Origin of the sequence: Pantoea sp. 22096 (assembly GCF_052045955.1) — a bacterium.
GTDB lineage: Bacteria > Pseudomonadota > Gammaproteobacteria > Enterobacterales > Enterobacteriaceae > Pantoea > Pantoea alfalfae.
This window is the reverse complement of sequence record NZ_JBQEPW010000010.1, coordinates 63735-77942: the sequence shown is the minus strand read 5'-3', so window position 1 is coordinate 77942 and position 14208 is coordinate 63735. Positions and strand designations below refer to the sequence as shown.

The window sequence follows — 14208 nt, the reverse complement described above, 5'->3', positions numbered from 1 at the left end:
CCGGGTACGGGCGCACCTCAGGGATGAGGTGCGTACTAAAAACGCCGGGAGCGTTTTTGAACAACGCAACGCGTTGGCCCGGGTACGGGCGCACCTCAGGGATGAGGTGCGTACTAAAAGCGCCGGGAGCGTTTTTGAACAACGCAACGCGTTGGCCCGGCAACGGGCGCACCTCAGGGATGAGGTGCGTAATCGCGCGGACCGAACGTGTCAGGGATGACATTTTTTGCGTCTTTCCGATCTGACCCGGTTTCCTGTGCAGGCTCCTTCTCACCGCGACTCAGCCAGACATAACCAGCAGCGCAAAAAAATGCGCCCAAGGGCGCATTTTCCGTCATCTATATTCGCAGATAGATCTTCACGACGCTAACTGCTACAGCATCACTCTGGCATCGCCGCTGCCGGAATAATCGCACCGCGATGCTGAATCACGGTGCTGGCGGTCAGGTGTCCGCGCTGCGCGGCGGCCTCTGCAGAAGCGCCCGTCAGACGGCGCGCCAGATACCCGGCACTGAATGAATCGCCAGCGGCCGTCGTATCGATTACTCTCTCTTTCGCCAGACGTACCGCAGGCACCTCAATCAGCGGCGCATCGCCGATAGCGACCAGACATGACTCTGCACCCCGCTTAATGACGATTTCGCTGGCACCGGCCTGACGGGTACGCGAAATAACGTCATCGAGCGGCTGCTCGCCCCACAGCAGATGTTCATCATCCAGCGTCAGGAAAGCGATATCGGTACAGTTCAGCATGGCGCGATATGCAGCCTGCGCGCTGGCGCGGTCGGCCCATAAACGCGGGCGGTAGTTGTTATCGAAAATCACCCTGCCGCCATTCGCCTGGCAGCGGGCCAGCAGCGCCATCAGTTTCTCACGACTTGCCGGCGGCAGAATCGCCAGACTGATGCCGCTGAGGTAGAGATAATCGTAGTGCGACAGCTGTTCGGCTATCTCTGCGGATTGCGGGCTGTCGAGCCAGTAACGCGCGGCAGCATCGCTGCGCCAGTACCAGAACGTACGCTCGCCGTCGGCATCGGTTTCAATCACATACAGGCCCGGCATCTTATTATCGAGGCGCTGAACCAGGTCCGTATTCACCTTCTCCTGCTGCCAGGCTGCGATCATCTGATCGCTGAACGAATCCGTCCCCAGCGCGGTGACATAATCGACCCGCAACTGCGGCTCATCAACCTGGCGGGCGAGATACACCGCCGTGTTAAGGGTATCGCCGCCAAAGCCTCGCTTAATGTTCTCACCCTTTTCGGACAGCTCAATCATGCATTCGCCGATGATGGCAATTTTCTTCTGCGTCATGGTTTCAGACCTGTAGTGAAATATCGCCTTAGTCTCGCGTCTGGTATGGCAGACGTCAATGGTTTTAAAACGGTGTTTTAATTTAACTTAAGGCGCAGAAAAGCCGCGATCCGGGCGATAAGAGCGGCTAATTTCGGCCTGTTTTACCGATTATGCTAACGAAACGGCTGGTAAACTCTCCGTTTTCATACGGCCGCCCCATTCATCTCATTATCACAGGCATTTACGATAATCGCTTGAGTCTCCCGTTTTGGGGACGTATTACCAACCAGGAAAATAGCATGGTGATGGAGAATATTAGCCAATGGCTGCCGTCTTCAACCGACCTTAATCTCCACACGGAAACGCCGCTCTTCTGGCAACAATGTCATCGACGCTATCGGTTTCAGCCGATTTATCGGGTAACAGGTCGGTTACTGGCGATTGAACTGCTGACCGCCGTTTATCATCCCATGGCGCCGGAAAGGAATCTCTCGCCTGAAGCCTGGTTTGCCGGACTCGATATCGCTCAGCGCCTGAACGTAGTGTATGAGCAGCTCGAGCTCCTCGCAGAATGGACTGCATTTTTCGAACACAATGATGTGGTCGCCTCGGTCAACATAGACGGTCCCTCACTGCTGGCCATTCAGCACCGACCCGCTATTCGTCGCCTCATTGCCAGCCTGCCATGGATACGCTTTGAACTCACCGAGCACCAGGCGCTGCCGCAGGAGGAGAAAGTAGCGAAAATACCTGAACTGGGGCCGCTGTGGCTGGATGACTTCGGTTCGGGTATGGCGAATTTCTCGGCGCTGACCGAACTGAAATATGATTACATCAAGCTGTCGCGCGACCTTTTTACTATGCTGGGCACCACCAATGAAGGGCGCAGCCTGTTTTCGATGCTGCTGGCGCTGATCAATCGCTACTGCAACGGCGTCATTGTTGAAGGCGTGGAGACGGAAGCGCAGTGGCAGCAGGTTAAAGCATCCCCCGCTATCGCGGCCCAGGGCTACTACTTTTCGCGACCTGTCCCATTTTCTGAACTGAATCATCTCACTATCCAGCTTCCCTGATGCCGTTGCTCGCCGTCTCGACTATCTTTAACGCAGACCGTGAATGTGCAAGGAGAAAGCGTAATGTCGCGTACCGGGAAAATAGTCAGCTGGGTAGCAGGAATTCTGGTGTTATTAATCGTGGTGATTATCGTCGTCATCGCCACCTTTGACTGGAATCGCCTGAAACCCACCATCAATCAGAAAGTCTCTACCGAATTAAATCGCCCCTTTGCGATACGGGGAGATTTGGGTATCGACTGGGCGAGAAATCGCGACGAGGCAGGCTGGCGGCGCTGGGTGCCATGGCCGCAGGTGCATGCGGAAGATATTATGCTGGGCAATCCGCCAGATATTTCTGACGTCACCATGGTGCATCTGCAACGTGTGGATGCCACGCTGTCACCGCTGTCGTTGCTGCATAAGGAGCTGTTCATTCCATGGATTAAGCTGCAGCGGCCCGATGCCCGACTGATCCAGACTGCAGATAAAAAGAACAACTGGACCTTTACGCTGGCCGAAAGCGACAAAGATGAGAAGAATGCCGCGCCATCGGCCTGGTCCTTCCGTCTGGATAATATTCTGTTCGATCAGGGCCAGATTCGTTATCGCGATGCCGTTAACCGTGCAGATGTGACGGTGCAGGTCAATCCGCTAGGCAAACCGGTGCCTTACGCGCAGATCGCCGGCGGCAACGACCAGCAGAAGGGCGCGGGCAACTTTGTCTTTGGCTGGAAGGCCAGTGGCACCTACAACAACGAGAATCTCAGTGGCGACGGCAAAATCGGCGGCATGCTGTCGCTGCGCAGCCAGAACACCCCGTTCCCGATTCAGGCCGATGTGCGCAATGGCTCCACGCGCGTGCAGGTCACCGGTGGTCTGCAGGATCCAATGAACCTCGGCGGGCTGAATGTGCGACTGCGCTTCTCGGGCGATACGCTGGCGAATCTCTACGGCCTGACCGGCGTCCTGTTGCCTGACACACCGCCTTATGAAACTGACGGCCATCTGATTGCTAAATTCAATGGCGAAAAAGGTGCGGTCTACCGTTATGAGAAATTCAACGGACACATTGGCGACAGCGATATTCATGGCTCCCTGATTTACACGCAGGGCAAACCCCGTCCAACGTTGACCGGTGAACTGACCTCGGAGCAACTGCGCATGGCCGATCTGGGGCCGCTGATTGGCGTAGACTCTGGCAAAGGCAGTGAAAAAACCGCGCAGGCCAAAGCCCGTCGCGGTGAGAAATCGAATCAACCCGCCGACCGCGTGCTGCCGCACGATAAATTTGAGACCAAAAACTGGGACGTGATGGATGCCGATGTGAAGTTCAGCGGCAAACGAATCGAACACAGTAATTCACTGCCGTTAAGCGATCTCTACACCCACTTACAGCTGAAAAGCGGCGATCTGCTGCTGGATCCGCTGCGCTTTGGTGTGGCAGGTGGCAGTCTCAACAGCACCATCCGACTGGAGGGCGATCGCTCGCCGATGCGTGGTCGGGTTGACCTTCATGTACGTAAGCTGCAGCTGCGTCAGCTCTTCCCGACGGTGGACGCAATGAAGAACAGCCGTGGTCAGCTCAATGGCGATGCCAGCTTTACCGGCACCGGTAACTCAGTGGCCGATCTGCTGGCGACCAGCAATGGTCAGCTTAAGCTGCTGATGAATGATGGGCTGATCAGTCGCAGCCTGATGGAGATTGCCGGACTCAACGTCGGTAACTACGTGGTGGGCAAGCTGTTTGGCGATGACCAGGTGCGTATCAACTGCGCCGCGACCGATCTCAGACTGCAGAATGGTGTGGCGACCCCGAACCTGTTTGTATTTGATACCGAGAACGCGATTATCAATGTGTCAGGCAACGCCAACTTCGCCAGTGAGAGACTGGATCTGTCGGTGAATCCGGAGAGTAAGGGCATCCGCATCGTGACGCTGCGCTCCCCGCTCTACGTGCGCGGTACCTTTAAAAATCCTGATGCAGGCGTGAAAGCAGGGCCATTGCTGGCCCGCGGTGCCGCTGCTGTGGCACTGGGTGCGGTCGTCGGCCCGGCAGCGGCGCTGCTGGCCATGATCTCGCCAAGCGATAACGAAGACAATCAGTGCAGCACCGTCCTGCAGCAGATGAAGCAGAAGAAGTAACTAGTTGCGGTAGAGCACTTTGATAATGTGATAACCAAAGCCGGTCTTTACCGGCCCGTAAGGCGTCAGCAGCGGGCAGGTAAAGACCGCTTTATCAAAGGCCGGCACCATCTGTCCCTGACGGAACTCGCCCAGATCGCCCCCCTTCCGGCCGGAAGGACAGGTAGAGTGCTTCTTTGCCAGCTCCTGAAAATTGCCGCCTTTCGCCAGTTTCGCCAGAATCTCTTTTGCCAGCGCCTCCTCTTTGACCAGGATGTGTAAAGCCGCCGCGGTTTTCGCCATGTTGGTATCTCGCTTGTGTATAATTGCCGTCCAGTATAAACCCCTTTCTTTTGATTCAATCAGGCGATTTCTTTTATGCGTTTAAACCCCAGCCAACAACGTGCCGTCGAATTTGTTACCGGTCCCTGTCTGGTGCTGGCGGGCGCGGGATCAGGCAAAACCCGCGTGATTACCAACAAAATCGCCCATCTGATTCGTGAATGCGGCTATCAGGCGCGCCATATCGCCGCAGTAACCTTTACCAATAAAGCCTCGCGCGAAATGAAAGAGCGTGTGGCACAGACGCTGGGCCGCAAAGAGGCGCGTGGCCTGCTGATCTCGACTTTCCATACGCTGGGACTGGAGATCATCAAGCGCGAGACGGCGGCGCTGGGCATGAAGTCCAACTTCTCACTGTTCGACGATCAGGATCAGCTCGCCCTGCTAAAAGAGCTGACCAAAGAGTGGCTGGAAGAGGATAAGACGCTGCTACAGCAGCTCATCTCCACCATTTCGAACTGGAAAAATGATCTGATCGATCCGCAGGGCGCCGCCGCGCTGGCGCGCTCGCAGCAGGATAATATCTTTGCCCACTGCTATGCCCTCTACAGCCAGCATCTGAAGGCGTGCAACGTACTGGATTTTGATGACCTGATCCTGCTGCCGACGCTGCTGCTGCAGCGTAATCAGGAAGTGCGCGAGCGCTGGCAGCAGCGTATCCGCTATCTGCTGGTGGATGAGTATCAGGACACCAACACCAGCCAGTATGAACTGGTTAAGCTGCTGGTTGGTGCACGCGCGCGCTTCACAGTAGTCGGCGATGATGACCAGTCGATCTACTCCTGGCGCGGCGCACGGCCGCAGAATCTGGTGCTGCTGAATCAGGATTTCCCGGCGCTGGAGGTGGTGAAGCTGGAGCAGAACTACCGTTCTTCGCAGCGCATACTGAAAGCGGCAAATATCCTGATTGCCAATAATCCGCACGTCTTTGAAAAGCGCCTCTTTTCGGAGCTGGGGCAGGGTAGCGAGTTGAAAGTGCTTACCGCCAACAGCGAAGAGCATGAGGCGGAGCGGGTCACTGGCGAACTGATCGCGCATCACTTTATCAACAAAACGCAGTACAAAGATTACGCGATTCTCTATCGTGGTAACCATCAGTCACGGACCTTTGAAAAGTTTCTGATGCAGAACCGCATCCCTTATCGCATCTCTGGCGGCACCTCCTTCTTCTCACGTCCTGAGATCAAAGATCTGCTCGCCTATCTGCGTGTGCTGACCAATCCCGAGGATGACAGCGCGTTTCTGCGGATCGTCAATACGCCGCGCCGCGAGATTGGCCCGGCGACGCTGCAGAAGCTCGGTGAGTGGGCCAACCTGCGGAGCAAGAGTCTGTTTAACGCCAGCTTTGATGTCGGTCTGGGGCAGACGCTGAGCGGCCGTGGTCTGGAGCATCTGCAGCGCTTCACCCACTGGCTGAATGAGATTATCCAGCTGAGCGAACGTGAGCCGGTGAATGCCGTCCGCGATTTGATTCGCGGCATCGACTACGAAAGCTGGCTATTCGAAACCTCCGGCAGCCCGAAAGCCGCCGAAATGCGGATGAAAAACGTCAATACGCTGTTTCAGTGGATGACTGAAATGCTGGAAGGCAGCGATATTGATGAGCCGATGACGCTGGCGCAGGTGGTAACGCGCTTTACCCTGCGCGACATGATGGAGCGCGGTGAAAGTGATGAAGAGCTTGATCAGGTGCAATTGATGACGTTGCATGCCTCTAAAGGTCTGGAGTTCCCCTATGTATTCCTGGTGGGCATGGAAGAGGGACTGCTGCCGCATCAGAGCAGTATCGATGAGAACAACATCGAAGAGGAGCGTCGCCTGGCTTACGTGGGGATCACGCGGGCGCAGAAAGAACTGACTTTCACCCTGTGTCGCGAGCGCCGGCAGTATGGCGAGTTAATCCGGCCTGAACCAAGTCGTTTCCTGCTGGAGTTGCCCCAGGACGATCTGCAATGGGAGACCGAGCGCAAAGTGGTCAGTGCGGAAGAGCGGATGAAAACCGGGCAGAGTCGGGTCGCCGGGTTGAGAGCGATGCTCGATAAGGCGAAGAAGAGTTAAACCTCGCAGGAGGCGAAGGAGATTCGCCTCACGCGGGTGCCATTACGACAGGGTTAACAACCAGTGGACGTAAGACTGATAGTGGCTTTCCTGCTCCAGCAGTTCGCTGCGCAGCGGATGCGCCTCCAGCCAGCCTGCGGGCAGGGTCAGATGCAGGGCATCATCGTCTGCCAGTAACCGCACTGCAGGCAGGGTGTCGTCGCGACGGCGGGTGGAGAAAATAATCGCCAGCCGTAGCAGACGGCACATCCGTTCCGCCAGGCGCGGCGGCAGCGCGTTTTGCTGAGTCAGCAATGCCAGATCGATGCTGCCGCTCTGATTTTGCAGTAAACAGGCCAGCAGCTTCTTCTGTGCCGGTGTGAAGCCGGGAAGGTCGAGGTGACGCACCAGATACGCCGCGTGCTGCGGCGCATGACGGAAGTCGACGCTCAGGCCAATTTCGTGGATCGCGCAGGCGCTGAGCAGCAGCTCACGACAGCGCTGATCCAGCTTCCACGGCGTGGAAACCTGACGGAAAAAGCTCTCTGCCAGCTGACGCACGCGGTCTGCCTGTTCGACATCGATGCTGAAACGGCGCTGAACGTTGTGCAGTGTGCGGGTACGGATATCGCGGTCAATCGGCAGATGCAGCATGCCGTAAACCAGTCCTTCCCGCAGTGCACCACCTGCCAGCGTCATGCTATCAATGCTGAGCGCCTGGAAGATAGCGATCAGGATCGACAGGCCGCTGGGGAACACCAGTGCCCGTTCCAGCGTCAGTCCTTCAATTTCCAGCTCTTCCAGTTTGCCACACTGTATAGCGCGCTGCTTCAGCTGTTGCAGTTTATTCAGCGTGATGCGCTCATCCATACCCTGCGCCACCATAATCTCCTGCAGCGCCTGAACCGTGCCGGATGCCCCGACACAGGCCTGCCAGCCCTGCGCACGCAGTTGCGCGGCAATCGGCTGGATCATCTCACGGGCCGCCTGTTCAGCCTGGTCGAAGTTCTCTTTTGCCAGATGACGATCGCTGAAGAAGCGCTCCAGCCACGTCACACAGCCCATCGACAGGCTGAACAGCACTGATGCGTGTGAACCGTCGCCGGTAGCCAGTTCGGTACTGCCGCCGCCGATATCGACCACTAAGCGCTGGTCGGAACCGCCGGTAGTGTGGGCCACGCCCTGATAAATCAGGCGCGCCTCTTCTTCACCGCTGATGACGTTGATGGTACAGCCGAGAATCTGCTGGGCGGTGTTGAGGAAGGTCTGCGCATTGGCAGCCAGACGCAGCGTGGCGGTCGCCACCACGCGAATCTGATCGGGGGGAATATCCTGCAATTGTTCAGAGAAGAGTCTGAGGCATTGCCAGCCACGCGACATCGCATCGGCTGACAACAGGTTATTTTTATCCAGACCGGCAGCAAGGCGAACCTTGCGCTTAATTTTTGCGACGGTCTGAATACTGCCAGAAACTTCGCGCACCACCAACATATGAAAGCTGTTAGACCCTAAATCGATCGCTGCATAAAGTGACGACGCGCTGAGCATGGTGGCCTAACCTGAACGTTTGCGGTTATTGTTGCGTGGAGCACCGCGACGATTGGCGTTATTCCCTCCGCGACGCTGGCCATTGCCGGTACGGCTGCGTTGCAGACGTTTAGGCGGCGGTAAATCGGTTAACAACGCCTCGCTGCTGTACTTGCTGACAGGAATGCTGTGGCCAATGTACTCTTCAATTGAAGGCAGGTTCAGCGCGTACTCTTCACAGGCCAGGCTGATAGAGTGTCCGCTGGCGCCTGCACGACCGGTACGGCCAATACGGTGAACGTAATCTTCACAGTCATCTGGCAGATCGTAGTTAAAGACGTGCGTCACAGCCGGAATGTGCAGACCGCGAGCGGCCACATCGGTGGCGACCAGAATATCCACATCACCTTTGGTGAAGTCATCCAGAATGCGCAGGCGTTTCTTCTGAGCCACGTCGCCGGTCAGCAGACCAACACGGTGTCCATCGGCAGCCAGGTGGCCCCAGATATCTTCACAGCGGTGCTTGGTATTGGCGAAGATAATGGCGCGATCGGGCCACTCTTCTTCCAGCAGTGTCTGCAGCAGGCGCATTTTCTCTTCGTTAGACGGATAGAAAAGCTCTTCCTGAATGCGATGGCCGGTTTTTTGTTCCGGTTCCACTTCCACATATTCAGCACTGTTCATGTGCTCAAACGCCAGTTCACGGACGCGATAAGAGAGCGTCGCCGAGAACAGCATACTCAGACGCTGCGTAGCAGGCGGCATGCGACGGAACAGCCAGCGGATATCTTTAATAAAGCCGAGGTCGAACATGCGATCGGCTTCGTCCAGTACCATGACCTGAATGGCACCGAGGTTGACATGATTCTGCTTCGCGTAATCGATCAGGCGGCCGGTGGTTGCCACCAGAATATCAACGCCCTGTTCCAGCACTTTCAGCTGTTTGTCATAACCGTCTCCGCCATAGGCGAGACCCAGTTTCAGGCCGGTTGAGGCGGTAAGGGGTTCGGCATCCGCATGAATCTGCACAGCAAGTTCACGCGTCGGCGCAAGAATTAAAGCCCGTGGCTGGTTAACCTGACGACCTTCCGCCGCAGGATGTGAGAGAAGATGATGAAACGTTGACGTCAGAAACGCCATCGTTTTGCCGGTACCGGTTTGCGCCTGGCCTGCAACATCACGCCCTGAAAGCGTAAAAGGCAGAGCTAACGCCTGAATCGGCGTGCAGTATTGAAAGCCTTTACTATCAAGGGCTTCCACCACTTTTGGGTGCAGGGCGAAGTCGGAAAACTTCTGTTCAGTTAAGTGTGTTTTGCTCATAGTGTGGTAGAATATCAGCTTACTATCGCTTTACGAAAGCGTATCCGATGAAATAAAGTCAACCAACATTGGTATATATTACGCCAATTCGCCAGGCATAATCTTTGGAGTAAAATATGAGCAGCGATAAAATCGTTCATCTGACTGATGACAGTTTCGACACCGACGTGCTGAAAGCCGACGGCGTTACACTGGTAGATTTCTGGGCTGAATGGTGTGGTCCTTGCAAAATGATCGCGCCCATCCTTGATGAAGTTGCAGAAGAGTATGATGGCAAGCTGACCATCGCTAAGCTGAATATTGATGATAACCCAGGCACGGCGCCGAAATATGGCATTCGTGGTATCCCGACGCTGCTGCTGTTTAAAAATGGCGAAGTCGCCGCGACCAAAGTGGGCGCGCTGTCTAAAGGCCAGCTGAAAGAGTTCCTGAACGCCAACCTGGCGTAATTCAGGGCTGAACGTCTGGCAGTGGTGAATTTATCTCCTGCTGCTGGACGTTCGCTTTCGGGCGTGCTAAGTTACCAATACTGCATTACGAACTTACCTTGTAGTTTGCATCTAAAAGTTTTCCCTTGTTGAACCCTGTCGCCCTGTACCTTATAAAGATAGAACGGTTCAGCAATCTTACGGTTAGCTCCAACTCTGGCATCACATTCGGACATCTGCCTGCATACCGATCGCCATTTCATACGATGATCGTCGGGAAGAGCCGAAAAGAGCCATTAACGGCATGGATTAATTGCCATACCACTCACGACAAACATTCCGAGTATTACCCCGAGTTTAAGAACCCATCACTATGAATCTTACCGAATTAAAGAATACGCCGGTTGCTGAGCTGATTACTCTCGGCGAAAATATGGGGCTGGAAAATCAGGCTCGCATGCGTAAGCAGGACATTATCTTTTCAATCCTGAAACAGCACGCGAAAAGCGGCGAAGACATCTTTGGTGATGGCGTGCTGGAGATTCTTCAGGATGGATTTGGATTCCTCCGTTCCGGAGACAGCTCCTACCTCGCCGGCCCTGATGATATCTACGTTTCCCCCAGCCAAATCCGCCGCTTTAACCTCCGCACTGGTGACACCATCTCTGGCAAAATCCGTCCACCAAAAGAAGGTGAACGTTATTTTGCGCTGCTGAAAGTTAACGAAGTTAACTACGACAAGCCGGAAAACGCGCGTAATAAGATTCTGTTCGAAAACCTCACGCCGCTGCACGCAAATAAACGTCTGCGTATGGAGCGGGGTAATGGCTCAACGGAAGATTTAACCGCTCGCGTACTCGATCTGGCATCGCCGATTGGTCGTGGTCAGCGTGGTCTGATCGTGGCGCCGCCGAAAGCCGGTAAAACCATGCTGCTGCAGAACATTGCGCAGAGTCTGGCGTACAACTACCCGGATTGCGTGCTGATGGTGCTGCTGATTGACGAGCGCCCGGAAGAAGTGACCGAGATGCAGCGTCTGGTGAAAGGCGAAGTTATTGCCTCAACCTTCGATGAGCCCGCTTCGCGCCACGTTCAGGTTGCTGAAATGGTGATCGAGAAGGCCAAGCGTCTGGTTGAGCATAAAAAAGATGTCATCATCCTGCTCGACTCCATCACACGTCTGGCGCGTGCCTACAACACCGTGGTGCCTGCTTCAGGTAAAGTCCTGACTGGTGGTGTGGATGCCAATGCCCTGCATCGTCCAAAGCGTTTCTTTGGTGCTGCACGTAATGTGGAAGAGGGCGGAAGCCTGACCATCATCGCGACCGCGCTGGTTGATACCGGTTCTAAGATGGATGAAGTCATTTACGAAGAGTTTAAAGGTACCGGTAACATGGAACTGCATCTCGCTCGTAAAATTGCTGAAAAACGCGTCTTCCCGGCGATTGATTACAACCGTTCTGGTACGCGTAAAGAAGAGCTTCTCACCTCTCAGGAAGAGCTGCAGAAGATGTGGATCTTGCGTAAAATTATTCACCCAATGGGCGAAATCGATGCAATGGAATTCCTCATCAACAAGCTGGCGATGACCAAAACCAATGATGAATTCTTCGATATGATGAAGCGTTCATAATCTGATACTGCCAGGCCGGACCACAGATTCGGCTTTTTTAGTTCAAATGCGCAGAAAATCGACCTTACGCCACGTCCCGACGTGGCGTTTTTCATTTGTGAGCTATAGGATTGAACACTGACAGGAGCATTTATAATGACTGTGGTAGTGATGGCGAATTTATGACCGTTCGTCTGTCTCTTTATGCAGAATTCGGAATCCGACACAGCACCAGGCGCGCTTTTTCGCGTATTGTGGTGCGGGATGTTAGCTGAGAGCGTTTAACGTGAATTTACTCACTATGAGTACTGAGCTTGGTTTAATTTTTCTCTTTTCCCTGGCTTTCCTCTTTTTTGCTCGAAAAGCAGCTAAAAAAATTGGTTTGGTTGATAAGCCTAACTCACGTAAGCGCCATCATGGCGCGATTCCGTTGGTGGGCGGCATTTCCGTGTTTGCAGGTATCTGCTTTACGTTTGCCATTACTAATTACTATCTGCCACACGCGCTGCTCTATCTTGGCTGCGCCGGTATTCTGGTGCTGGTTGGTGCACTGGATGACCGCTTCGATATCAGCGTCAAATTCCGCGCGGTCGTGCAGGCCATTGTCGCCCTGGTAATGATGTTTGGCGCAAAGCTCTATCTGCTCAGCCTGGGCTTTATCGTCGGTCCGTTCGAGCTTATCGTGGGCCCCTTCGGCTATGTGCTGACGCTGTTTGCCGTCTGGGCTGCGATCAACGCCTTTAATATGGTAGACGGGATCGATGGCCTGCTGGGCGGACTCTCCTCGGTCACCTTTGCCGCAATGGGGATTATCCTCTACTTCGACGGCCAGACGAGCCTGGCGATGTGGTGTTTTGCGATGATTGCCGCCACGCTGCCCTATATTTTGCTTAACCTCGGCTTCCTGGGGCGTCGCTTCAAAGTCTTTATGGGCGATGCCGGCAGCACCATGATCGGCTTCACCATTATCTGGATTCTGCTGGAAACAACGCAGGGTCTGAGCCATCCCATTACACCCGTTACCGCACTTTGGCTGATAGCCATTCCGCTGATGGATATGGTGGCGATTATGTATCGTCGCCTGCGCAAAGGCATGAGCCCGTTCTCGGCTGATCGTCAGCACATCCACCATCTGATTATGCGTGCCGGTTTTACCTCGCGTCAGGCCTTTGTCCTGATTACCGTTGCGGCGGCCATCCTCGCCGGTATCGGTGTACTGGGTGAATATCTGGCGTTTATCCCGGAGTGGGTGATGCTGCTGCTGTTCCTGGGCGCTTTTATGGTTTATGGCTACTGCCTGAAACATGCGTGGCGCGTGGCGCGACGCGTCCGGCGTATCAAGCGTCGTCTGAGCCATCATCGCGAAGCAAAAAATAAATGAACCCGATGCTGAAAAAGGATACCTCTGCCATGCCTGCTGACGTTGTGGACAACGAACTGGATATTCGCGGCCTGAGCTGCCGTTTATGGCGTGGTAAACGCTGGATTGTCGGGCTGGCACTGCTGTTTGCTCTGATCGCCTGGCTGGCTACGCTGCTGCTGAAACAGGTCTGGAGCACCACGGCGATCACCGATCGCCCGACGGTGAACATGCTGGGCTCTTACTATGCACAGCAGCAGTTCCTGACCAATCTGGATGTGCGCAACAATGCCCTGACGCTGGCTGCGCCGTCACCGACGGTCATGGATCAGGTTTATCAGGAGTTCACCATGCAGCTTGCCTCCTGGGATACGCGTCGGGAGTTCTGGCAGCAAACGGATTACTACAGGAACCGTAAAACCGGCAATGCGCATAACGATGCCGCGCTGCTCGACGATTTGATTGGCAACATCCTGTTCACGCCCGCTGACGCGGCACATAACCTGCCCGATAACGTCAAACTTAAAGCGGAAACCGCGGGCGACGCCAACAATCTGCTGCGTCAGTACATCGCCTATGCGAGTGAGCGCGCCGCTCGTCATCTGAATGATGAGTTAAAAGGTGCCTGGCGGGCGCGTACCGACCAGTTGCAGGCGCAGGTGAAACGTCAGGAAGATGTGGCTAACGCTGTATTCCAGCGCCAGCAGCATCGGCTGGAACAGGCGCTGAAAGTTGCGAGCCAGCAGGGTATCAACGAGAAACAGACGCGCGAAGCGGGTGAGAATCTGGCAGACAGCGACCTGTTCCTGCTGGGCCAGCCCGTTTTACAGGGACAGCTCGATACCCTGCGCGCCACCGGTCCGGGGTTTGATATCAGCTATGATCAGAACAGAGCAATGCTGACCACGCTGCAGACCGGGCCAAAACTGAATAGCCAGTTCCAGACCTACCGTTATCTGCGTACGCCGGAAGAGCCGGTATCACGGGACAGTCCGCGACGTCTGTTCATGATGATTATGTGGGGTGCCGTTGGGGCATTAACAGGCGCGGGTGTGGCGCTGGCACGTCGTCCGCGTCTGATGTCAGACACGCATGATTGAGAGAAACAGT

General features: G+C 55.1%; 11 protein-coding genes. 7 read left to right on the top strand and 4 right to left on the bottom strand.

From position 1 onward, the window contains the following. Positions 1 to 381 precede the first annotated feature (381 nt). Positions 382 to 1314 carry a sugar kinase gene (locus ACTJKZ_RS20635; RefSeq protein WP_440829998.1) on the bottom strand — a complete coding sequence of 311 codons (933 nt, stop codon included), beginning with the start codon at positions 1312 to 1314 and terminating at the stop codon, positions 382 to 384. 281 nt (positions 1315 to 1595) lie between these two features. Here ACTJKZ_RS20635 and pdeH point away from each other — a divergent pair, with 281 nt between their 5' ends. After that, positions 1596 to 2369, top strand: coding sequence for a cyclic-guanylate-specific phosphodiesterase (gene pdeH / locus ACTJKZ_RS20630; protein ID WP_161733867.1), 774 nt, complete (start codon positions 1596 to 1598; stop codon positions 2367 to 2369). Positions 2370 to 2432: 63 nt separating this feature from the next. Next, the gene (locus ACTJKZ_RS20625) at positions 2433 to 4493 is read left to right on the top strand and encodes an AsmA family protein (RefSeq protein ID WP_161733869.1); all 2061 of its coding nucleotides are present in this window, start codon (positions 2433 to 2435) and stop codon (positions 4491 to 4493) included. On the opposite strand, the gene ppiC is transcribed toward ACTJKZ_RS20625, so the two are convergent. Continuing rightward, positions 4494 to 4775 (bottom strand): peptidylprolyl isomerase PpiC, encoded by a 282-nt coding sequence (ppiC, locus tag ACTJKZ_RS20620; protein ID WP_008926423.1) that lies wholly within the window; start codon positions 4773 to 4775, stop codon positions 4494 to 4496. A 75-nt stretch (positions 4776 to 4850) separates the two neighbouring features. Here ppiC and rep point away from each other — a divergent pair, with 75 nt between their 5' ends. After that, the gene (gene rep / locus ACTJKZ_RS20615; protein ID WP_161733871.1) at positions 4851 to 6872 is read left to right on the top strand and encodes a DNA helicase Rep; all 2022 of its coding nucleotides are present in this window, start codon (positions 4851 to 4853) and stop codon (positions 6870 to 6872) included. 42 nt (positions 6873 to 6914) lie between these two features. On the opposite strand, the gene gppA is transcribed toward rep, so the two are convergent. Further along, the gene (gppA, locus tag ACTJKZ_RS20610) at positions 6915 to 8399 is read right to left on the bottom strand and encodes a guanosine-5'-triphosphate,3'-diphosphate diphosphatase (RefSeq protein WP_222924762.1); all 1485 of its coding nucleotides are present in this window, start codon (positions 8397 to 8399) and stop codon (positions 6915 to 6917) included. A 6-nt stretch (positions 8400 to 8405) separates the two neighbouring features. Next, a complete protein-coding gene (gene rhlB, locus ACTJKZ_RS20605; RefSeq protein ID WP_150013289.1) occupies positions 8406 to 9698 on the bottom strand; it encodes an ATP-dependent RNA helicase RhlB in 1293 nt (430 codons plus the stop codon). Between the two features lie 116 nt (positions 9699 to 9814). Between rhlB and trxA the strand changes: the two genes are divergently transcribed. The 4 genes from trxA (at position 9815) to wzzE (ending at position 14198) form a co-directional block, all read left to right on the top strand. Then, positions 9815 to 10147: a thioredoxin TrxA gene (gene trxA / locus ACTJKZ_RS20600; protein WP_003851963.1), complete on the top strand. Its 333-nt coding sequence runs from the start codon at positions 9815 to 9817 to the stop codon at positions 10145 to 10147. A gap of 352 nt (positions 10148 to 10499) precedes the next feature. Continuing rightward, positions 10500 to 11759, top strand: coding sequence for a transcription termination factor Rho (rho, locus tag ACTJKZ_RS20595; RefSeq protein WP_003851960.1), 1260 nt, complete (start codon positions 10500 to 10502; stop codon positions 11757 to 11759). Positions 11760 to 12039: 280 nt separating this feature from the next. Continuing rightward, on the top strand, positions 12040 to 13119 hold the full coding sequence (gene wecA, locus ACTJKZ_RS20590) for a UDP-N-acetylglucosamine--undecaprenyl-phosphate N-acetylglucosaminephosphotransferase (protein ID WP_161733875.1): 1080 nt from the start codon (positions 12040 to 12042) through the stop codon (positions 13117 to 13119). Between the two features lie 5 nt (positions 13120 to 13124). Then, positions 13125 to 14198 (top strand): ECA polysaccharide chain length modulation protein, encoded by a 1074-nt coding sequence (gene wzzE, locus ACTJKZ_RS20585; RefSeq protein ID WP_256497782.1) that lies wholly within the window; start codon positions 13125 to 13127, stop codon positions 14196 to 14198. Positions 14199 to 14208: the final 10 nt, after the last annotated feature.

Excerpts from the sequence above, each read along its gene's own strand:
- ACTJKZ_RS20635 (WP_440829998.1), bottom strand. The coding sequence starts at position 1,314 with ATGACGCAGAAGAAAATTGCCATCATCGGCGAATGCATGATTGAGCTG.
- pdeH (WP_161733867.1), top strand. The coding sequence starts at position 1,596 with ATGGTGATGGAGAATATTAGCCAATGGCTGCCGTCTTCAACCGACCTT.
- ACTJKZ_RS20625 (WP_161733869.1), top strand. The coding sequence starts at position 2,433 with ATGTCGCGTACCGGGAAAATAGTCAGCTGGGTAGCAGGAATTCTGGTG.
- ppiC (WP_008926423.1), bottom strand. The coding sequence starts at position 4,775 with ATGGCGAAAACCGCGGCGGCTTTACACATCCTGGTCAAAGAGGAGGCG.
- rep (WP_161733871.1), top strand. The coding sequence starts at position 4,851 with ATGCGTTTAAACCCCAGCCAACAACGTGCCGTCGAATTTGTTACCGGT.
- gppA (WP_222924762.1), bottom strand. The coding sequence starts at position 8,399 with ATGCTCAGCGCGTCGTCACTTTATGCAGCGATCGATTTAGGGTCTAAC.
- rhlB (WP_150013289.1), bottom strand. The coding sequence starts at position 9,698 with ATGAGCAAAACACACTTAACTGAACAGAAGTTTTCCGACTTCGCCCTG.
- trxA (WP_003851963.1), top strand. The coding sequence starts at position 9,815 with ATGAGCAGCGATAAAATCGTTCATCTGACTGATGACAGTTTCGACACC.
- rho (WP_003851960.1), top strand. The coding sequence starts at position 10,500 with ATGAATCTTACCGAATTAAAGAATACGCCGGTTGCTGAGCTGATTACT.
- wecA (WP_161733875.1), top strand. The coding sequence starts at position 12,040 with ATGAGTACTGAGCTTGGTTTAATTTTTCTCTTTTCCCTGGCTTTCCTC.
- wzzE (WP_256497782.1), top strand. The coding sequence starts at position 13,125 with ATGCTGAAAAAGGATACCTCTGCCATGCCTGCTGACGTTGTGGACAAC.